Annotated in this window: 20 protein-coding genes; 17 read left to right on the top strand and 3 right to left on the bottom strand. The window is 31.5% G+C overall.

Annotation, left to right across the window (positions count from 1 at the left end; genetic code table 11):
• Positions 1 to 35: 35 nt before the first annotated feature.
• Complete coding sequence (locus SYNTR_RS11710; protein ID WP_279285943.1) at positions 36 to 161, bottom strand: hypothetical protein; 126 nt, start codon at positions 159 to 161, stop codon at positions 36 to 38.
• Positions 162 to 377: 216 nt separating this feature from the next.
• Between SYNTR_RS11710 and SYNTR_RS06975 the strand changes: the two genes are divergently transcribed.
• The 3 genes from SYNTR_RS06975 to SYNTR_RS06965 all read left to right on the top strand — a co-directional run bounded on the left by SYNTR_RS06975 (position 378) and on the right by SYNTR_RS06965 (position 4,625).
• Entirely contained in the window at positions 378 to 2,681 is a 2,304-nt protein-coding gene (locus SYNTR_RS06975; RefSeq protein WP_156203846.1) for a DNA internalization-related competence protein ComEC/Rec2, read from the top strand.
• A gap of 66 nt (positions 2,682 to 2,747) precedes the next feature.
• Entirely contained in the window at positions 2,748 to 4,145 is a 1,398-nt protein-coding gene (locus tag SYNTR_RS06970; RefSeq protein WP_156203845.1) for an MATE family efflux transporter, read from the top strand.
• A gap of 81 nt (positions 4,146 to 4,226) precedes the next feature.
• Positions 4,227 to 4,625: a bacteriohemerythrin gene (locus tag SYNTR_RS06965; RefSeq protein ID WP_156203844.1), complete on the top strand. Its 399-nt coding sequence runs from the start codon at positions 4,227 to 4,229 to the stop codon at positions 4,623 to 4,625.
• Between the two features lie 52 nt (positions 4,626 to 4,677).
• On the opposite strand, the gene SYNTR_RS06960 is transcribed toward SYNTR_RS06965, so the two are convergent.
• Positions 4,678 to 6,069, bottom strand: coding sequence for an NAD(P)/FAD-dependent oxidoreductase (locus SYNTR_RS06960; RefSeq protein ID WP_156203843.1), 1,392 nt, complete (start codon positions 6,067 to 6,069; stop codon positions 4,678 to 4,680).
• 206 nt (positions 6,070 to 6,275) lie between these two features.
• Between SYNTR_RS06960 and holA the strand changes: the two genes are divergently transcribed.
• Positions 6,276 to 7,244, top strand: a complete 969-nt coding sequence (gene holA, locus SYNTR_RS06955) for a DNA polymerase III subunit delta (RefSeq protein WP_197079051.1) — start codon at positions 6,276 to 6,278, stop codon at positions 7,242 to 7,244.
• A gap of 30 nt (positions 7,245 to 7,274) precedes the next feature.
• Here holA and rpsT read toward each other — a convergent pair whose 3' ends face one another.
• Complete coding sequence (gene rpsT, locus SYNTR_RS06950; protein ID WP_156203841.1) at positions 7,275 to 7,544, bottom strand: 30S ribosomal protein S20; 270 nt, start codon at positions 7,542 to 7,544, stop codon at positions 7,275 to 7,277.
• Between the two features lie 173 nt (positions 7,545 to 7,717).
• On the opposite strand from rpsT, the gene spoIIP reads away from it, so the two are divergent.
• From spoIIP to rpsU, 13 genes are all read left to right on the top strand, one after another.
• The gene (gene spoIIP / locus SYNTR_RS06945) at positions 7,718 to 8,755 is read left to right on the top strand and encodes a stage II sporulation protein P (protein WP_197079050.1); all 1,038 of its coding nucleotides are present in this window, start codon (positions 7,718 to 7,720) and stop codon (positions 8,753 to 8,755) included.
• Positions 8,756 to 8,758: 3 nt separating this feature from the next.
• On the top strand, positions 8,759 to 9,061 hold the full coding sequence (locus SYNTR_RS06940) for a hypothetical protein (RefSeq protein WP_156203839.1): 303 nt from the start codon (positions 8,759 to 8,761) through the stop codon (positions 9,059 to 9,061).
• A gap of 181 nt (positions 9,062 to 9,242) precedes the next feature.
• The gene (gene lepA, locus SYNTR_RS06935; RefSeq protein WP_156203838.1) at positions 9,243 to 11,042 is read left to right on the top strand and encodes a translation elongation factor 4; all 1,800 of its coding nucleotides are present in this window, start codon (positions 9,243 to 9,245) and stop codon (positions 11,040 to 11,042) included.
• Positions 11,035 to 12,183: a radical SAM family heme chaperone HemW gene (gene hemW / locus SYNTR_RS06930; protein ID WP_156203837.1), complete on the top strand. Its 1,149-nt coding sequence runs from the start codon at positions 11,035 to 11,037 to the stop codon at positions 12,181 to 12,183. Before lepA ends, hemW begins: the two co-directional genes overlap by 8 nt.
• A 95-nt stretch (positions 12,184 to 12,278) precedes the next feature.
• The gene (gene hrcA, locus SYNTR_RS06925) at positions 12,279 to 13,304 is read left to right on the top strand and encodes a heat-inducible transcriptional repressor HrcA (protein WP_156203836.1); all 1,026 of its coding nucleotides are present in this window, start codon (positions 12,279 to 12,281) and stop codon (positions 13,302 to 13,304) included.
• A 318-nt stretch (positions 13,305 to 13,622) separates the two neighbouring features.
• Positions 13,623 to 14,201: a nucleotide exchange factor GrpE gene (gene grpE, locus SYNTR_RS06920; RefSeq protein ID WP_156203835.1), complete on the top strand. Its 579-nt coding sequence runs from the start codon at positions 13,623 to 13,625 to the stop codon at positions 14,199 to 14,201.
• A 58-nt stretch (positions 14,202 to 14,259) separates the two neighbouring features.
• A complete protein-coding gene (gene dnaK, locus SYNTR_RS06915) occupies positions 14,260 to 16,086 on the top strand; it encodes a molecular chaperone DnaK (RefSeq protein WP_156203834.1) in 1,827 nt (608 codons plus the stop codon).
• Positions 16,087 to 16,226: 140 nt separating this feature from the next.
• Positions 16,227 to 17,351, top strand: coding sequence for a molecular chaperone DnaJ (gene dnaJ, locus SYNTR_RS06910; protein ID WP_156203833.1), 1,125 nt, complete (start codon positions 16,227 to 16,229; stop codon positions 17,349 to 17,351).
• 10 nt (positions 17,352 to 17,361) lie between these two features.
• Positions 17,362 to 18,288: a 50S ribosomal protein L11 methyltransferase gene (gene prmA, locus SYNTR_RS06905; protein ID WP_156203832.1), complete on the top strand. Its 927-nt coding sequence runs from the start codon at positions 17,362 to 17,364 to the stop codon at positions 18,286 to 18,288.
• Positions 18,289 to 18,318: 30 nt separating this feature from the next.
• Complete coding sequence (locus SYNTR_RS06900; RefSeq protein ID WP_197079049.1) at positions 18,319 to 19,071, top strand: 16S rRNA (uracil(1498)-N(3))-methyltransferase; 753 nt, start codon at positions 18,319 to 18,321, stop codon at positions 19,069 to 19,071.
• A 25-nt stretch (positions 19,072 to 19,096) separates the two neighbouring features.
• Complete coding sequence (mtaB, locus tag SYNTR_RS06895; protein WP_197079048.1) at positions 19,097 to 20,392, top strand: tRNA (N(6)-L-threonylcarbamoyladenosine(37)-C(2))-methylthiotransferase MtaB; 1,296 nt, start codon at positions 19,097 to 19,099, stop codon at positions 20,390 to 20,392.
• Between the two features lie 117 nt (positions 20,393 to 20,509).
• Positions 20,510 to 20,860 carry a histidine triad nucleotide-binding protein gene (locus tag SYNTR_RS06890; protein WP_156203829.1) on the top strand — a complete coding sequence of 117 codons (351 nt, stop codon included), beginning with the start codon at positions 20,510 to 20,512 and terminating at the stop codon, positions 20,858 to 20,860.
• 74 nt (positions 20,861 to 20,934) lie between these two features.
• Positions 20,935 to 21,111 carry a 30S ribosomal protein S21 gene (gene rpsU / locus SYNTR_RS06885; protein ID WP_156203828.1) on the top strand — a complete coding sequence of 59 codons (177 nt, stop codon included), beginning with the start codon at positions 20,935 to 20,937 and terminating at the stop codon, positions 21,109 to 21,111.
• Positions 21,112 to 21,331 lie beyond the last annotated feature (220 nt).

The raw sequence follows: 21,331 nt of genomic DNA, 5'->3' as shown, positions 1-21,331 counted from the left end.
CCTTTATTTTTTTCTAATTTATGTCTTACAGTTTTTTAATTTAAATTTGAACGTATATTTTTTATTTCTTTTAAAATTTCTCTTTTTGCTTCTAAATCTTTTTCATCTTTTTTATAATTTATAATACCTTTCTTTATAATGTATAATTTTCCCTTTAACAAAAAGCTTTTATATTAATAGTTGCTTTAGTATTTTTGGCATTCATCTTTTCTCCTTGTTTATTTCTATTACGCTGTCGATAATATAATCTTTATTTACAGTCAAAGGAGATCTGTAAGAAGATGCAAAAAATTCCACCATTCTTGCAGGAAAATTATAGCAAACCTAGAATCTTAAGGTATATTGTTGGCTTGAAAATTTAATTAGGAAGTAATGATATGGTTCCAATATGGTTTGCTAGTTTTATTGTGTTTGCTCTTAGTATTATACTAAGTAGTTTTTTTGGATTTAAAGCATTAATAGCTGTTGTGATAATATATTTAGTTTTGCTTTTAAAGCCATTTAAAAGTATTAGAATTGCATTAATTCTAGTATTTGTTGTTGGTACTTTTTATTATAATTTAACCACAGTTGACCCTCCTGAAAATTTAGCTCCTATCGAAAATGCTACTTTAACTGGTAAGGTTGATACTCATCCTATTATCAATGAGGATAGAACTATCTTTTTTATAAATACTAATCATGATAGCCCATATTTACAAAGATTTAGGGTTGTTTGCTATTTTCCTACCGAAGTTGGTAAGGGTGATACAGTTAAACTAAAGGCAGATCTTAACTCTCCTAATCCTCCAACTAATCCAGGTAATTTTGATTATCCCCGTTTTTTAAAGCATGAAAATGTTTTTTACATAGCAGCAGTTGAAAAACCATCTGATATTGTGGTTATTCAAAACAATAGTGGTTATCAGGAGATTGTTCATAATTTTAGAACTGAGTCACAGGAGTTTATAAAGGATATATTACCTGAACAGCAGTCTTCGGTAATGCTTGGGATGTTACTAGGGATGAGGCATGAGTTACCTGCAGAGCAATATGAAGATTTTCAGAAAACCGGCATTGTGCATATATTTGCTGTATCGGGGTTACACATAGGTTTTATATTATTAATTAGTATATGGATTACATCTCTTTTTAACTTAGCCCCAGGTTTGAGAGTTTTTATTACTATAGCAGTCATGTTTTTTTACTGTTCGGTAGTCGGTTGGCCTATATCGGTAACAAGAGCCTTTATTATGGGTTCTATTGGCCTTATAGCCTATTATTCAAAAAGTGATAATAGTTTATTAAATGCTTGGGGTTTAGCAGGAATTTTAATAATGGTTATGGATATATATTCAATATTTAAGATATCATTTCAATTATCCTTTCTAGCTACTTTTGGGTTAATATACATATTTCCTCTTATTCGACAGGCAATTAACAAAGATTCTAAAATAATTGATTTGCTTTTAGTGCCTTTATGTGCTCAAATTGCGGTCTTACCTTTAGTAGCATATTATTTTAATCTTTTTACTCCTATAGCATTATTAAGCAATATTTTTATTTCTTATCTTACTGGAGCTACGGTTATTCTTGGTTTTTTAGGGATAGTGATTGCACCACTGTTTCAAACAATGGCTAGTATTTTTGTATATCCCGCAGGGTTATGTATAGAAATAATTTTGTATATGGTTGATGTCTTTAAGGGTATACCTAATGCCTTTAGTCGTGTTTCTTCGCCGTCTGTATTAGCAGTTTTATTATATTATGTAGGTTTATTAGTTATTGCTCGAGGTTTAATTAGGAGTAATAAAAAAGTTTTAGCTTCTGGTTTGTTAGTTATATCATTGTTTATTGGTAGTTTTTATATACCGCCTAGTGTACAAAATAAAGGTGTATTAGAGGTTGTATTCATAGATGTGGGGCAGGGTGATAGCATTCTTATAAAAAGTCCAGGGGGTAAGTTTATTATTGTTGATGGTGGAGGAAGCCATTTTTCAGATGTGGCTTCTTATACCGTATTACCGTATCTTTATGACAGAGGAGTTAGTGAGCTTTTTATGGCTATTAATACTCATCCACATATCGATCATTTAAAAGGATTAGAATCAGTAGTCTCAACTGTTCCGGTTGAATATATAGGCCTACCGAAAAAATTAGTTGATGTAGAAGAGTACAATTTTATAAAGGAAACAGCTAAAACAAACCGTATATCTGTAGTACCTTTGACTAGAGGAATGGTTCTTAATATAGAAGAAGATTTTAATATAAAGGTATTGCATCCAGGATTAGAAGACTTTATTAACAGTGAGTACAATAATCAATCGGTAGTATTACATCTTAAATACAAGGGTTTTTCTATGCTTTTAACAGGGGATATAGAAAGAGAAGCTATCGAAGTTTTATTAAGACAAGAGCAGTTGCCATCAGTTATTGCAACTCAAGTGCCACATCATGGAAGCAACACATCAGCAGTTGCAGAATTTTATGAAACAATTAACCCTGTTTATGGAGTTATATCTGTAGGTGAGAATAATAGGTTTAATCATCCGGGTCAGGCTACCCTAGATGTTTTAGAACAAAAAAATATAAATGTTTACCGTACTGATAAAAATGGAGCAATAAAGTTTAAGATTGATGGTAATACATTAGAAATAGAAACGTTCATAACAAACATGGAAAAAAATGCTATAAATTATTAAATATATTCCTTCCTCTTTAGACATAGTTTTTATGAGGAGGGAGAGATTACAATTAAAAGGGAAAATTTGGCTCATGATAGTGTGGGATTACTATTAGCTAAATTATCATTTCCTGCTATGGCTGGAATGATGCTATATGCAATGTTTAGTTTAATAGATACATACTTTGTAGCTAAGCTGGGGCCAACTGCTCTTGCCGCCTTGACACTTTCCTTGCCAGTAAATTTATTAATAATTTCAGTGGGTTCAGCAACTGGGATCGGCTTAACATCTTTAATATCTAGAACCCTAGGTAGAGGAGATGTTAAACATGCTGATAATATTGCATGGCATGGGATTATAATAGCAGTATTATACGGTATATTATTTCTGTTTTTTGGACTTAAATATATAGATAATATATTATTTTTTCTTGGTTGTGGCCCAGATATATTTTTATTAAGCAAACAATACTTAACAGTGATACTACTTGGATGTGTATTTATATTTATTCCCATGATGGTAGGAAATATAATTCAGGGAGAGGGAAATACTTTAATTCCAATGCTAGTAGCATTGTTAGGTATAGCCTTAAATGTATTATTTGATCCTATATTTATGTTTGGTTTTGGACCAATACCAGGCTTAGGGATACAGGGTGCTGCAATAGCGACAGTATTAGCACAAGCTACGGCATCAACCATGATTATTATTATAATCTTAAAGAGAAGAGATTTATTAACATGGTCATTTAAAAACTTTAAGCCTAGCTTACGAGTGATTTTAGGAATATATAAAGTAGGCATACCAACTATGATTATGGAAATTGCTGGTGTATTTATAATGATATTATTAAATCGTATTTTAGCAGGATATAGCTATACTTCTGTTGCTGCATTGGGGATATTTTTGCGAATTCGCTCTTTAGTTTATATGCCCATTTTTGGTCTTTCTCAAGGCACTATGCCAATAGCTGGCTTTGCGTATGGATCTGGTAATAATGATCGGGTAAAAGAAACTATTCTAAAGGCCTCAGCTATATCTTTTATACTATTAGGTATAGCTTGGACAATAATTCAATATAATGCTACTTGGATAATTAGTTTCTTTTCAGATGATCCTGCACTTACACTAGTAGGTGTGAAGTGCTTGCAGATTGCAACACTTTTTATGCCACTAATAGGGCCACTGGTTATTTTAAATACTGTTTTTCAAGCTCTTGGTAAAGGTATGATAGCAATGTGGTTATCACTTATACGTCAGCTCATTATATTTATTCCTTTATTATTAATTCTTCCGCAGTATTTAGATTTAAATGGAGTTTGGTATGCATTTTCCTTGTCTGAGCTTTTATCGGTTGTTGTTGCAATTCCTTTCTTTATTTATTTATGGAGACAGTTAGAAAAAAGCAATAGAGTTACGGTTTTTATGTTATTTAAACAAGGATATCTTCTTCAAAGAATATGGGCTTGGTTAAAATGGTAGTAGTAAATACAAATCCTTCTCAATTACTATATTTTTAGGTAAGATATTATTTAAGATTAATATAGTAAGGGGGATTCGCTAATGATTAAATGGAAAAAAGAATATGAGTTAGGTATTAATCAAATTGACGAACAGCATAAAAAATTATTTGAAATAGCAGGCAGAGCTTATGCTGTTTTAAAAGATGAATTTCGCATAGATAAGTATGATGATATAGCAAATATTTTAGAAGAGCTAAAAAATTATACAATTTATCATTTTGAAACAGAAGAAAACTTAATGAAGGAAATAGGATATAAGAAGTTTTTGTCTCACAAAGTAAGCCATGATGATTTTATTGAAAAAATTAATAACATTGATTTAGAAGCTGTTGATGATGCACAAGATCAGTACTTGTTAGAGGTCTTAGACTTTATTATTGATTGGATAGATAAACATATCTTAGGGGCAGATAAACTAATAACGCAAACAAGAGATTAAGCTCTTGTTTGCGTTATTTGATAATCAACTATATTAATATAAAGCTATAGTGCTAGTTTGCCTCATCTTTTTTGTCTAAAATTGACCTAGCAGCAATTACACCTGAGACACTAGCTTGAATTAGCCCTCTTGTTACTCCAGCTCCATCGCCTATTGCCCATAAGCCATCTATTTCTGTTTTCAAACTATTATCTAACTTGGGACGAGCAGAATAGAACTTAGCCTCTATTCCATAAAGGAGTGTATGATCTGATGCAACACCCGGAATTGCTTTATCAAGAGCTTCAAGACATTCCTTGATACCAACCATATAGCGGTGAGGAAGAACTAATGATAGGTCTCCAGGAACTGCTCCTTTTAAAGTAGGCTCTACAATACCTTTTTTAATTCTATTATATGTAGAACGTCTACCACGCTTAAGATCACCATATCTTTGTACAATAATACTCCCACTTAACATATTAGCTAAACTAGCAATAAAACGACCATAAAGAATTGGCTTGTCAAATGGCTCGGTAAATTCTTGACTTAGTAAAAGAGCAAAGTTAGTGTTAGTGCTTTTGTTTTTTGAATCTGCAAAAGCGTGTCCATTTACTGTAACTACATTATTTGTATTTTCCATTACTACATATCCGTTAGGATTTACGCAAAAAGTTCTAACAATGTCATCAAATTTTTTGGAATAATAAATAATCTTAGGTTCCCATATACTATCTGTAAATTCTTTTAATGTAATTGCAGGGATTTCAACCCTTACACCTATATCAACTTGATTGTTACTTAATTTGAGATTATTTTTTTGTGCTTGATCAAAAAACCACTCAGCTCCATCTCGACCTGGAGCACATACGATTATTTCAGAATAGTAAGTATCTTTTTTTGTTTTTACTCCATAAACTTTATTTTCTTTTATTAATAGTTCTTCAACAAACTCCCCAGTTTTAATGGTGATCTTTTTTTCCAAATCTTTTTTCATGTTTTTTAGAACATTTAAAGTGTTTTCTGTACCCATATGTCTAATTTTAGCTGGAATTAGTTTGAGATTAGATTTAGAAATTCTTTGGACTAAATCTTCAACAACTTCATCATTTGTACCAAAAACTCTATCTGGTGCTCCATGGTTTACATAAATTTCATCAACATAATTAATAAGATGTTGCAATTTTTCTTTTCCGATATATGAATCTAACCATCCTCCAAATTCAGTAGTTAATGTAAGTTTACCATCAGAAAAAGCACCAGCTCCTCCCCAGCCACTCATAATAGAACAAGGGTTGCAGTTAATACAGCTATTAGCATCAACACTAATTGGACATTTTCTTTTTTCTACAGTACTACCTTTTTCTATTAATAGAATATTTAATTCATTATTTTTAATTAGTTCACGAGCAGCAAAAATACCTGCAGGTCCAGATCCAACAATTATTGCATCATAAGTTGACAAATTACCCCTCCTAACTAATCCAGAAAAATTATATAAGGGCAAGAAAAAAAGCATCATTATAAAGCATCATTATATAATATGTTTTAATAATTAAATTATAACATAGACTAATAATTAACTTAAAAAGCAATCATTGATATAATTACTGTGTACAATATTTTTTAAATTATAAACTATTGGGTATTAATAGATGGAGGGTAAGTATAGTGAAACCTATTTATTTTATTTGGGGAGAAGATGTTTATTTGCTTGATAAAGCAATTGAAAATAAAATTGAAGATATAGAAAAACTGTATGAAGATGAATCTGAAATAATTTATCTAGAAGCTGATGAATTAGGGCCTTTAGAGTTAGCTCATTCACTAGAATATAGCTCTCTTTTTTCATTACATAGAATTGTTATAATAAAAAAGCCTTGGTGGTTAAATAAAGCTTCGCGCAAAAATAAAAAAATAGATGAAATATATCAGGTATTAAAATCATATCTTAATAAAGAATATCAACAGCAGGCACTAATTATAACAGCACTTGAATACAACAAGACAAATTCAATTGCTAAGTTAATTAACGAAAATGCCCAAATAATAAATTGTCAAAAACCTACTAAAGATTTTCTTGTTAATTGGATGGAAAACGATCTTAATACTCGTGGCAAAACAATAACTCCAAAAGCAGCAGCTATAATTGCTAATAGCAAGAATGATATGTATTACATAAAAAATTTGATAGATAAAATATGTTTAATCAACTACAATAAAGAAATTAATTATCAAGATATAGAATATGAATTAGAAAGTCGCGAGGAAATAAATATTTTTAGATTAACAGACGCAATTTTTGACCGTGATTTAAATCAATCAATTACTGCTTTTAATAAACTAATATTACAGGGAAGTCATCCTGTTTTTATTTTATATATGATAACCAGACAGTTTGTTGATTTTTCTAAAGTTAAATATTATAAAGAATTAGGGTTTTCAAAAGAAAAAGTTGAACAAGAATCTGGGATGAAGAGTTTTGTGATTAGAAAAATGATGGCTAAAACTCAAACCTTCTCTTGGGAAGAAATAAGGATTGTTTTTGAAGAACTGCTTAAAACAGATATCCTGCTAAAAACAACTAGTAGTGACGAAAAACTTGTAATGGAAACCCTTCTAGTAGGTCTATGTAAATAAAAAAACCTGTCATTTTGACAGGTTATATGTTTAGTAGCTTGCTTTATTTAATGCTTTAGTTAAAGCTGATTTTTTCCGAGCAGCGGTATTTTTATGAAGTACTCCTTTGCTAACGCACTTGTCTATAACTGAAATTGTTTGAATTAAGTTTTCTTTTGCTGCTTCTTCATCATTATTGCTTAAAGCAATTTCATATTTTTTAATACTATTTTTAAGCCTAGTTTTATAGACTTTATTCCTTAGTCTGTTTTCTTCTGCTTTTCTTGCTCTTTTAGCAGGTGTTTTTCCTTTAACAGCCACTCTGTCACCTCCTTATTTGCGTAAAGCTAACAGAAATACTATAGCATTTGCGAATATAAATTGCAATAAAAAGCTAATAATTTAAAAAAAGCTTATTATTTAATTCAAATTTGTTCTAAAAAATACTTGTCCACCATAATATTAAAATGACATCCGATAAAGGGGTGGACAGGATGAAAAAAGAAAATTTTTTAGCATTCTTAAAAGGTGTTTTTTTAATTCAATTATTTATACTTATAACCATTATTGGAGTAAGCACAGATATTAATAATTATTTTATGAATAGGGTTCAAAATATTGAACCAAGAAACACTTTATTGATGCCTTTTTCTGGACTTCAAATTAGTAATGAACAAGGAGAAAGTTTAATAGGAGAACTAAACATTGCTATGTCGGGTAATTACGATAAAGTTAGTGATTCTATCTTTGCATTTTTAAAACCGGAAAATCTCATTATTGCTAACTTGCAAATTTTAGCTCATGCTAGTAGTGGAGTAATTAATAAGGAAATAAATGAGGGGAATAAAGATAAAGATGATAGTACTCCGACTCCGGTTATATCTTTACCTAAAATTAATCAGCCTAAATTAAAAGGTGATTTATCAGGGTATAAAGTGTTTTATTATTGTACTCATAGTGCGGAAACCTATGTTCGTGAAAGTGGTACAGCAAGAGTAGATGGTGAGCGAGGTTTTGTAAATAATGTTGCTGAAAATATGGCGGTTAAATTGAAAGAGTATGGTATTAATGCAGTTTTTGATGATACGATACATGACTATCCCCAATATAGTAGAAGCTACACTAACTCTCGTGAAACAGTAACTCAATTTCTATCAAATCATGATAATGTAATAGCTGTATTTGATGTACACAGAGATAGTATTCCTGGACTTAATACAGCTACAACGGTAGAGTTTGATGGCAGAAAAAGTGCACAAATATTAATTATAGTAGGTACCGATGAACGTACACCGCACCCAAATTGGAGAAGAAATTTGCAATTTGCTCAAAAGCTATATCACAAAGGACAAGAAATGTATCCTGATTTAATAAAAGGAATAACAACCAAGCCTGGAACTTATAACCAAGAATACCATCCCCGCGCGCTGTTACTAGAGATGGGAACGGAATATAATAGTTACGATGAAGCAGATTATGCAGGAGAGCTTTTTACAGAGGTTTTAGTTGAGGTTTTAAAGGAGGAAATATAATTTGTGTTCAATATATGGCAATTATTTTTAGTCTTTGTAGTAATAGTTATAACCATATTAGGTCTTAATGTAAGTAATCAAGCTATTAATAGCTTAGTTTTGGAAAATAGAGGTCCTATTATAAGTGTTGCTTTGGAAAACCATGATTTAAATGTAGCTTTCTTAGGGGAAATATATACTTTAGAAAAAGAAACTAGCCAAAAGTTTATAACCATTGTTAAGGAGTACACTTTAAGTGGATATGAGGCTGTGAAAAATCACATGTTAAAAATATGGAATATTTTTTATGCTGTTTTTCTTTATTAATTCTTTTAGCACTCTAACTAAATCCAACTATGCTCCCTAGGGAGCTTTTTTTAATGCTAAATATAACTTAACTATGTAATTATATAGTTAATGCATAATGGTTTACTGGATACCTTTATTAAAATAATGTATAATAGTGCAGATAAATAAGATTATATATTTTCCTTATGGAGGGTTACACTTGCAAGAACGCATTAGAAATTTCAGTATCATAGCTCACATAGACCACGGGAAGTCTACTCTTGCTGATCGTTTGTTAGAGTTTACAAATACTTTGACTGAACGTGAAATGAAAGAGCAATTTTTAGACAAAATGGATTTAGAAAGAGAAAAGGGAATTACTATAAAATTGCAACCTGTTAGGTTTAATTATACTGCTAAAGATGGAAATGAATATTTGTTAAATTTAATTGATACACCCGGTCATGTTGATTTTTCTTATGAAGTATCTAGGAGTTTAGCAGCATGTGAAGGGGCACTATTAGTAGTAGATGCTTCTCAAGGAATTGAAGCACAAACTTTAGCTAATGTATATATGGCTATGGATTTAAACTTAGAAATGATAGGTGTTGCTAATAAGATAGACTTACCTGGTGCGGATGTTGAAGGTGTAAAAGATGAAATTGAAAATGTAATAGGTCTAAGTAAAGAAGAGATTATACCTATTTCGGCTAAATTAGGCACTGGTATTGAGGATGTACTCGAAGCTATTGTGGAAAATGTTCCACCACCTGTTGGAAACGAAAACGATTCATTAAAGGCTTTAATATTTGATTCATATTTTGACTCATATAAAGGAGCAATATCTTATATTAGGATTGATTCTGGTACTTTAAAAAAAGGTGACATGATTAAGATGATGTCAACGGGTAAAGAGTTTGAAGTTAGTGAAATAGGTGTATTATCACCTTATATGACTCAGGTTGATCAACTAAAAGCAGGAGAAGTTGGTTATTTAGCTGCAGGAATAAAAAATGTAGGGGATACCAAGGTTGGTGATACTATCACAAGTGCTGGAAATCCTGCTGAAAGTGCTTTGCCTGGGTATAAAGAAGTCAAACCAGTTGTTTTCTGTGGTTTATACCCTCTAGAAAATAACGATTTTGAAAAATTAAGAGATGCTTTAGATAAATTAAAGCTAAATGATGCATCATTACATTATGAACCTGATAGTTCTGAAGCTTTAGGTTTTGGTTTTAGATGTGGCTTTTTAGGGCTTTTACACATGGAGATTATTCGCGAGCGATTAGAAAGAGAGTATGATCTTAACTTATTAGCCACAGCTCCAAGTGTAATATACCAAGTTGTATTAACTGATGGAGAAGAAGAATATATTCAAAATCCCACTGATTGGCCTAGTGCACAAAAAATTGATAGTGTTTTAGAGCCATATGTTAAAGCATCAATAATGGTTCCAAATGATTACGTTGGAACAGTAATGGAGCTTTGCCAAGATAAAAGAGGTAACTTTATAAATATGGAATATATAACCCCTCTTAGAGTAATAGTATCTTATAAGTTACCATTATCAGAAATTCTTTATGATTTCTTTGATGCTCTTAAATCAAGAACTAGAGGTTATGCTTCTTTAGATTATGAAATAAGTGGTTATGAGGTTTCTGATTTAGTTAAATTAGATATATTATTAAACGGGGAAACGGTAGATGCTTTAAGTTTTATAGCTCATAGAGAAAAAGCATATTATAGAGCTAGATCAATTGCAGGAAAACTTCGCAAAATAATACCGCGACAAATGTATGAAGTATCAATACAAGCGACAATTGGAAGTAAAATTATTGCAAGAGAAACGGTAAAAGCTATTAGAAAAGATGTTTTGGCAAAGTGTTATGGTGGAGATATTACCCGTAAGAAAAAACTTTTAGAAAAACAAAAAGAAGGAAAAAAACGCATGAAGCAAATTGGACACATTGAAGTGCCTAGAGATGCTTTTATGACAGTTTTAGATATAGAAAATGATTAAGGAAACTAAAAAAGGGATATATATACATATCCCTTTTTGCGTACAAAAATGCTTTTATTGTGATTTTTATTCAGTCTCTTTAAAAGATGAAGAAATACTAAATGATTATTTAAAATGTTTAATATATGAATTAAAAACCAAAAGCCAAGATTTTAGTTATACAAGTATAGAAAGCATATATATAGGGGGGGGAACACCTAGCCTATTAAGTAGTGACCAACTTAATATGATGCTTAATACGATAAAAAACTATTACAAAGTAGATAGCAACTCAGAAATTACCATGGAGGCGAACCCTCAGAGCTTAGATTTGACTAAGTTAATAAGTATTAAACAAGCAGGAGTAAATCGTATATCATTAGGAGTGCAGAGTTTTTTTTCTAAAGAATTAGAGCTTTTGGGTAGAATTCATAGCACTAAAGACATTTATAATGTGGTAGAGAATCTGCATAAAACATTTGACAACTTTAACATAGATTTAATTTATGGATTACCCAACCAAAGTTTAAATGATTGGATAAAAAATTTAAAATTAGCTATAGATTGTAGCCCCAAGCATATATCCACTTATTTATTACAACTAGAGCCGAATACAGTTTTAGGAAAAAAAGTTGAAAAAAATGAACTACAATTACTAGATCAACTTTTTGAATCACAAATGTATTATAAATGCATAGAATATCTACAGAGCAATAGCTTCAAGCATTATGAAATATCAAATTTTGCTTGTAGTGGATTTGAAAGTAAACACAACCTAATTTATTGGGATGCTAGATACTATTTAGGATTTGGGGCTGGAGCTGTTAGTTTTATTGATAACAAAAGAATTATGAATGAAACTAACTATATAAATTATATAGATCAAGTCAACAAAACAGGTCGAAGCAAGGAACAAATATTAGAAACTATGACTGAGGACGAACTATTAGTAGATGCCATAATTTTAGGGTTAAGAAAAACAAAAGGAATTAATAGAAGTGACTTTTTAAATAGATTTAACCAAGATATATTGGTTAAATATAAAAAAATTATTGACAAATGTATTGAAAATAACTTGTTAAATTATAAGGATGGATATCTTTTTCTTACAAAAGAAGGGTATTTTCTTTCAAACTCCGTTTTTTGTCAATTTCTAGGTTGAAGAGAACTTGACAAAGAATTTTTCAGGTGATATTTTTTTATTAAACATACATTAGCACTCAACAGCAGAGAGTGCTAACAGAGTGGGTGGTTGGGATGATACTTGATGATAGGAAGAAATCCATACTAGAATCAATTATTAAAGATTATGTTAATACTGCAGAACCAGTTGGTTCACGAGCAATTAAAAAAAAGCATAATCTAAAAATTAGTGCGGCAACAGTTAGGAATGAAATGGCGGATTTAGAAGATATGGGTTACCTTGAACAACCACATACATCAGCTGGTAGGATTCCTTCTGAATTAGGTTTTAGATATTTTGTTGATTGTATGATGGAGAAGGAAACCCTTTGTAATGAAGAGATTGAGTTGCTGCATAAAGTATTAACTGAAAATATATATGAGTGGAATGAGGTAGTTCAAAAAGTTGGGCAATTTATATCTCAAATAACACGTTATACATCATTTATTATTGTACCTTCAGTAAAGTTTAGTAAATTTAAATTTTTACAATTAATGCCGCTAAGCAACGGTGAAGCTTTACTTTTAATAGTTACTGAAGCAGGACTTATTTTGCACAGAAAAATTGATGTGCCTGAATATATAGGTGCAGATGATTTGAAAATTATTGGGGAAGTATTTAGTCAAACTTTTAAAGGTAAAAGTTTAAATCAAATGAGTCGAAATGATATGCAAACGTTAAGAAATGAATTATTAAACCGAAGACAAGTTATAGATACGGCTCTAGAAGTATTAGATAACTTTTTAACAAATTCAGAAGAACAAAGGCTTATTGTAAGTGGCTCACTAAATATTTTAAATGAACCTGAATTTAAAGATATAGAAAAACTTAAACGTATGTTATCAATTTTAGATGAAGATGGTGGCTTAATAGAATCAATACCAAATGACGTTAATGACGAAGTCAATATAAAGATAGGCAAAGAAAATGAAATAGATGAAATTAAAGAGATGAGCCTAGTTTTTGCAGGATATAAAACTTCTAGTGAAATGGGGAAAATAGGACTTATAGGTCCTGTTCGTATGGAATACTGGAAAGCAGCAGGTACAATTGAATCAGTACGAGCCATTGTTGAACAGATTATAAAAGAGCGCTTTTAAATTCCATCTTTTTAGTGAAAAATTAAGTTTGATTCTTCTGCAAAAAGTAACTACAAAAATACTTAAGGCTGAGCTAACTTGTTTATCTAAGTCCCGAATAATAAATAAAATTTCATCTTAGATAATAAGTGCTAAGCCAAAACGAGATAAAGACCGATGAGTGGCGTGATAAACAAGTTAGCTCAGCCGATTCTATAGTCTAAGTTTAGCTTTTCGCAGTGAAACCAATCAATGATAGTAATAAAAAGGAGGTTGCTATAAGAAGTTTAATAAAAATAAATTCTAATAAGTATAACTAGATGTTTTAGGGGTGACACAATGGACGAAAAAAATTTAAAAGATAAAAATATGGACTTTTCTGGTACTAACCCAGAAGAAACGTACGAAGAAACCAAGGGAGATAATCATGAAAAAGATGAAAAGGAAATTGATGAAATAACAGTTGTTAAGCAAGAGTTAGAAAAAATGAAAGAACAATCTCAAAATAATTATGAATTGTATTTGAGAGCAGTAGCGGAAACGGAAAATATACGTAAAAGGACTCAAAAAGAAAGGGAAGAATATACCAAATTTGCTAGTTTGCCTTTTATTAAAAATTTATTACCTATTCTAGATGATTTAGAACGAGCTATTGCAATGTCTAAAAACACAAATGATTTGGATTCGTTAGTAAAAGGAGTAGAAATGACAGTTGGTAAAATAAACGAAATACTTAAAAATGAAGGAGTAGAAATTATTGAATCTGTAGGAGAGCCCTTCGATCCGGAAGTTCATCAGCCATTATTAGTTGAAGAGTCTGAGGAATATCCAGAGAATACTGTAATTGAAGAGATGCAAAAGGGCTACAAACTACATGATAGACTAATTCGACCAAGTTTAGTGAAAGTTAGCAAATAGATAAATTATGCGTATAACGCTTTAGTAATTATTTTTCATTATTGTGGAGGTGTTTTTAATGGGAAAAGTTGTGGGAATAGACTTAGGTACCACTAACTCAGTTATATCTGTTATGGAAGGAAAAGAAGCTGTTGTTATACCAAATGCTGAAGGGGAAAGAATAACTCCATCTGTGGTTGGTTTTTCTAAAGCAGGAGAAAGATTAGTTGGAAGGGTTGCTAGACGTCAAGCTATAACTAATCCAGACAGAACTGTATTATCAATTAAAAGAAGAATGGGTACTGATTATAAAGTTTCTATTGATGATAAGAGTTACAGTCCGCAAGAAATTTCTGCTATGGTTTTACAGAAGCTAAAAACAGATGCAGAAGCTTACTTAGGGCATAAGATAACCCAGGCTGTTATTACGGTGCCAGCCTATTTTACGGATTCTCAACGACAGGCTACTAAAGATGCTGGGAAAATCGCAGGATTAGAAGTTTTAAGAATAATAAATGAACCAACTGCAGCAGCATTATCCTATGGTTTAGATAAGGATGATAATCAAAATATTTTAGTTTTTGATTTAGGTGGAGGAACATTCGATGTTTCAATACTAGAAATTGGTGATGGGGTATTTGAAGTAAAAGCCACGAGTGGTAATAATAAACTTGGTGGTGATGACTTTGATGATAAAGTAATAAACTGGTTGGTAGAAGAGTTTAAGAAAGAAAATGGTGTAGATTTAAATAATGATAAAATGGCTATGCATAGACTAAAAGAAGCAGCAGAGAAGGCTAAGCATGAATTATCTTCAGTATTAACTACTGATATTAACATACCATATATTACTGCAACCCAGGAAGGACCATTACATCTTGAAAGAACATTAACTAGAGCTAAATTTGACGAAATGACTGCTGATTTAGTGGAAAAAACTATGGGTCCAACTAGGCAAGCACTTAAGGATTCAGAATTAAAACCAGAACAAATTGATAAGGTTATTTTAGTTGGTGGTTCAACTAGGATTCCAGCGGTACAGGATGCCATAAAAGAATTTTTAGGCAAAGAACCTTTTAAAGGCATAAATCCGGATGAGGTAGTTGCTGTGGGTGCAGCTATTCAAGGAGGAGTATTAGCAGGCGATGTATCTGATGTAGTCTTACTAGATGTAACACCATTATCCTTAGGTATTGAAACACTAGGAGGAGTATTTACTCAAATCATTGAACGTAATACAACTATACCAACTGCAAAAAGCCAAGTATTTACTACAGCGGCTGACAATCAAACCTCAGTTGATATTCATGTTCTACAAGGTGAAAGAAAAATGGCTGAACATAATGTAACACTTGGTAGATTTCAATTAGTTGGCATACCATCAGCGCCTAGAGGAACACCACAAATTGAAGTAAAATTTGACATAGATGTTAATGGTATAGTTAATGTGTCAGCTAAAGATTTAGCTACAAATAAAGAACAAAAAATAACTATAACCTCATCAAGTGGTTTAAGTGATGACGATATTGAACAAATGGTAAAAGATGCGGAAAAATATGCAGAAGAAGATGAAAAGAGATTAAAAGAAATAGAAATTAGAAATACAGCTGATAGTATGCTATATCAAGCAGATAAAACTATAAAAGAATATGAAGAACAAATAGATGAGGAATCCAAAAGCAAGATAGAAACAGCCAAAGAAGAGCTTTCCAAAGCAATTGAGGCAGATGATACTGATGAAATACAAACTAAAACCGAAGCATTGACTGAAGCTATTTATGCCTTTACAGCTAAAATGTATGAAAATGCTAATCCCGAATCTGAGACTGATCCTTCTAGTGAAGTTTTTGATGCTGATTATGACATTTCAGATGAACAAAAGAAATCAGATGAGGAAAATAAATAGTATTTAGATAAAGGTTAGTTTTACATTTAAATATATATTTAGTATATTTAGTATATTGAATAAGGTATTGAAATTAGGAGGGGTGAACCCGGAAAACCTGTCTTTCCGGTTTTGCCCCGTTTTTAGGAAGGTGGGGACAAATGGCAGGTAAGAGGGATTTTTATGAGGTGTTAGGTGTAGCAAAAGGTGCAACAGAAGATGAAATAAAAAAGGCCTATAGACAAAAGGCTAGAAAATATCATCCCGATGTAAATAAAGAAGAGGGTACAGACGAAAAGTTTAAGGAAATATCAGTTGCGTATGAAGTATTAAGTGATCCTCAAAAACGAGCTGCTTATGATAGGTATGGGCACGATGCCTTTGATCATAGCAATGGAGGTCCTGGTGGAGGTTTTGGAGGATTTGATTTTGATGACCTTGGTGGTTTTAGTGACATCTTTGACCTCTTCTTTGGCAGAGGTGGTGGAAGTAGAACTGGACCACAGCAGGGTGCAGACCGAGAGATGCGTTTAGATATTGAATTTGAAGATGCTGTTTTTGGTACTGAAAAGGAAGTAGAACTTTATAGGCTAGAAAATTGTGAAAAATGCGATGGTAGTGGTGCAGAACCTGGTACAAACATAAAGACCTGTGGACAATGTAATGGAGCTGGTCAGGTTAGAAGTGTACAAAACACTCCATTTGGTAGATTTGAAACAGTGAGAGCTTGTAACAGATGTAATGGTGAGGGTAAGGTTGTAGATAAACCTTGTTCTATTTGCAAAGGCTCAGGCAAAGAGCGTAAAAAGCGCAACATTACTATTCGGGTACCTGCTGGTGTAGATACTGGTGCACGTCTTAGAATACAAGGTGAAGGTGAAGCAGGTGTTAATGGAGGCCCGCCAGGTGATTTATTTATTATTTTGGTTGTAAAACCACACAAAAAGTTTAGGCGGGAATCATATAATTTGATAACTAATTTAGAAATCAATTTTGTAGAGGCTGCTTTAGGAGCTCAAATTGAAATTACGTTATTAGGTGGTGCAAAGCACACAGTTAATATTCCTGAAGGTACGCAACCAGGTGATATTATTACCATAAAAGGAAAAGGGGTTCCACATCTAAACAGTAAAAGAACGGGAGATATAAAAATAATTGTAGATGTAAAAATACCCACAAAATTAACTAAAAAACAAAGAGAACTACTACAGAATTTTTATGAAAGTGATGAGGAAAAGGAGAATAGAAAAGGTATTTTTAATAAATTTAGAGATGTAATTGGATAGAGGTGCAAAAATGAAATGGAAGGAAGTAAGCGTTTTAACTCATGGTGTATGTGTTGAAGCAATTACAGGGTTATTTCACCAGCTTGGATCAGGCGGTGTCATTATAGAAGATCCTCAAGCGGCTAGAACATATGTTAATAAAATCAAATGGAATGAAGGAACTGACTCTTTAGATGTTTTAGAACATGAATTTATTGTAGTAAAGGCATATTTTCCAGAAGATAGAAAGATTATAGAAGATTTAAAGCTTAATATAGAAAAGGTTGAAAAAACCTTTAACTACAGGTGTAAGATGTATATAGGTGAAGTTAATCAAAAAGATTGGGAAGATGCTTGGAAAAAATACTATCATACTTTTAAAATAGGAGATAGACTCATAATAAAGCCATCTTGGGAGGATTATGAACCTAAAGAGAGCGAAGTAATAATAGAATTAGATCCTGGTATGGCTTTTGGAACGGGAATACATGCTTCTACCCGTTTTTGCTTAAAATTCATTGATAAATATATGCAGGGTGAAGAAACTGTTATAGATGCAGGTTGTGGGTCAGGAATACTATCAATAGCTGCTGCTAAAATAGGAGCTAACAAAATATTTGCTGTAGATATAGACGATGTAGCTGTTAAGGTTGCTAAAGAGAATATTCATCTAAATAAATTAGATCATATTGTTAATGTAGCTGAAGGTGATATCATTGAAGCCATTAATGAACAAAAAGATACTGATATTATTTTAGCTAATATAACTGCTGAAGTTGTTTCATTATTAATACCGCAAGCGTATAGAAGTTTAAAGCCGGGTGGGTATATATTTGGATCTGGTATTGTAGAGGGTAGATGGCCAGGAGTTAAAAAACAATTAGAGGAAAATAACTTTATTATAGAAGAAGTTTTACAAGATGTTGATTGGATAGGGGTAGTAGCAAAAAAAGCTTAAATTTTAGTGGTGCGAAAGGAGATGTGGTCTATGCACCGCTTTTTTATTTCTCCCGATTGCATAAATAATACTAATAATACTGCTATTATTGATAAAGAACAAAGCAAACATATAGATAAGGTTTTAAGAATAAAAAAGGGAGAAAAAATTCTTTGCTTTGATGGATTAGGAAAAGAATATATAGTTAAATTAATTGATAAAACAAATGGTTGTTTTATAGGTGAAATAATAAATGCAGAAATTAGTAATAATGATCCTAAACTAGATTTAAGACTAATACAAGGAATAGCCAAAGGCGAAAAAATGGATACTATTATTCAAAAAGCGGTTGAGATAGGTGTAAGTAGTTTTTATCCTGTTATTACTGATTATACAGTAGTAAAACTAGATGAATCAAAAGCTCAAAACCGTATACAACGGTGGCAATCTATTGCTATTGAAGCATGTAAACAGTCTAGAAGGAGTGTAGTTCCTCCAATTAATCGAGTGATTAAGCTCTATGATTTATTACATGATATTAAATCGGAAAATATTATTATGCTATACGAAAACGAAAAAACTATATCGCTAAACGATATATTGAAAAATAATAAAAATAAGTATAAAGAGAAACCGCTATATATTCTTATTGGACCAGAAGGAGGCTTTTCTGAGAAAGAAACTAAAATGGCTTTAGAACAAGGAGCTGTTCTAGCAGGCCTAGGTAAAAGGATACTTAGAACAGAAACAGCAGCTATAGTAGCTTTAGGAGCTACAATGTATGAGTTTGGGGAGTTAGATTAGATTTAGGATAAAGGATGGAAATGGATTGCAAAAAATAGCGTTTCATACTTTAGGATGTAAGGTTAACCAAGTAGAAACTGAGACTATTAAAGAAAACTTCATTAATCGAGGATTTTCCATAGTTAATTTCAATGAACTAGCTGATGTATATATAATAAATACCTGTACAGTTACACATGTTAGTGACCGGAAATCACGAGCGATGATAAGAAGGGCTATAAGGACAAATCCTGAAGCAGTAGTTGTGGCTATAGGTTGTACTGCTCAGGTTAATGCTGAAGAATTATCTAAGATTGAAGGATTAGATTTAATAATTGGGAACAAATCTAAGGAAAATATAGTAGAAATAATTGAAGAATTAGAACTTTTAGAAAATAAAATAATAAATACATCTTTTGAAGATAATGACAAACCAAATAAAGTTATCTATAACACTACCCATGATCGTACTCGTGCATTTATAAAAATTCAGGATGGCTGTGAAAGTTTTTGTTCATATTGCATAGTACCATATGCAAGAGGTCCTATAAGAAGCAAGGCACCAGAGGATGTACTAGAAGAAGTAAGCAATATGGTTAATATTGGATACAAAGAAATAGTGTTAACTGGAATTCACACGGGGTTTTATGGAGCTGATCTTATAGATTGGAATTTGGTTAAATTATTAAATGAAATAACTAATTCAATTAAGGGAGATTATAGAATAAGATTAAGTTCTATAGAGCCACTTGAAGTTAATAATAAATTAATTCAGTTAGTGGCTAAAAATGATAAGATTTGCAATCATTTTCATATACCACTCCAAAGTGGAAGTAATCGCATTTTAAAATCTATGAATAGAAAATATACTCGAGAAAGCTATGCAAAATTAATAAAAGAAATTAATGATGTTATACCTGATGCTGGTATAACCACAGACGTAATGGTTGGGTTTCCCGGTGAAAATGAAGAAGATTATGCATTAACTTATGAGTTAATAAAAACCTTACCATTTTTAGATTTGCATGTATTTAAGTATTCCAAAAGACCTGGGACACCCGCATATGATTTAACACCACAAGTTTCTAATGATGATAAACAAAAAAGAAGCAAAGAGCTGTTAAGTCTTGCTGAAAAGAAAAGGTTTAATTTTATAAATGAACGTTTAGGAAAAGAAATAAAAGTATTAGTAGAAAAAAAGGAAACATCTCAATTGTTTCGAGGAACATCAGAAAACTATATAGAAGTATTGTTTAGCTGTGAAAAAAATTTAGAAAAGAAATTTGCAAATATTGTCTTAACAGGCATAAAAGAAAAATTTGCACTAGGTCAGCTAATATAATAATGACATTTTGGCAATAGCCTATATAAGTGGTATAATTAAACATTAATAATCCCCATAAATAAATTATATAATTAATTATGATTGTAAGTTTATAAAGGAGGTGATTAAGAAGATATGTCAGAGAGCAACTGTTTATTTTGTAAAATTATTTCGCATGAGCTGGATGCTAAAATTGTATATGAAGATGAGCAAGTAATAGCTATAGAAGATATAAATCCAGTAGCACCTGTACATATTCTATTGATTCCTAAGAAACATATAGAATCATTAGACAAAGTCACCGAACAAGATAGTGTGATAGTGGGAAATATACAAATAATTGCTTCCCAAATAGCTAAAGATCTTAAATTATCTGAGAATGGCTATCGTGTAGTTAATAATTGTGGTAAATTAGGCGGACAGACAGTCTATCATATACATTATCATTTATTGGGTGGAAGAGAATTTGGTTGGCCTCCTGGTTAACTTGACTATAAACTAATAAGGTAGTAAAATAAAATAGCATTTATATAGCCTTATTCAACGAGGGGAGGGAAACAATGAGCGAAATAAAAGTGGGTAAAAACGAATCCCTAGATGCTGCGTTAAAAAGATTTAAACGTTCTTGCCAAAAGCAAGGAGTTATGCAGGATATTAGAAAAAAAGATCATTATGAAAAACCAAGTATAAAAAGGAAAAAAAAGTCAGAAGCTGCCCGTAAGAAGAAAAAGTTTTAGTTTTAGGAGAGAGATTTGCCTCCCCACCAAAGCGATATTAAAAATGTAAAAAATTTTTAATATATACCATAATAGTCTGATAGGATTTCTTATCAGGCTATTAGTTTTAGTTGTTAGGGGTGTTTACAAAATGACGTTTATGAATAGAGGCGCACAAAACAAAAAACAAAGAAAAGTAATAACCGTAATCTCCCTTATAATAATAATTGCTTTTCTTTTA

Origin of the sequence: Candidatus Syntrophocurvum alkaliphilum (genome assembly GCF_009734445.1) — a bacterium.
In the GTDB taxonomy this organism is placed as follows: Bacteria; Bacillota; Syntrophomonadia; order Syntrophomonadales; family Syntrophomonadaceae; genus Syntrophocurvum; species Syntrophocurvum alkaliphilum.
This window is presented reverse-complemented; position numbering and strand designations above follow the sequence as displayed.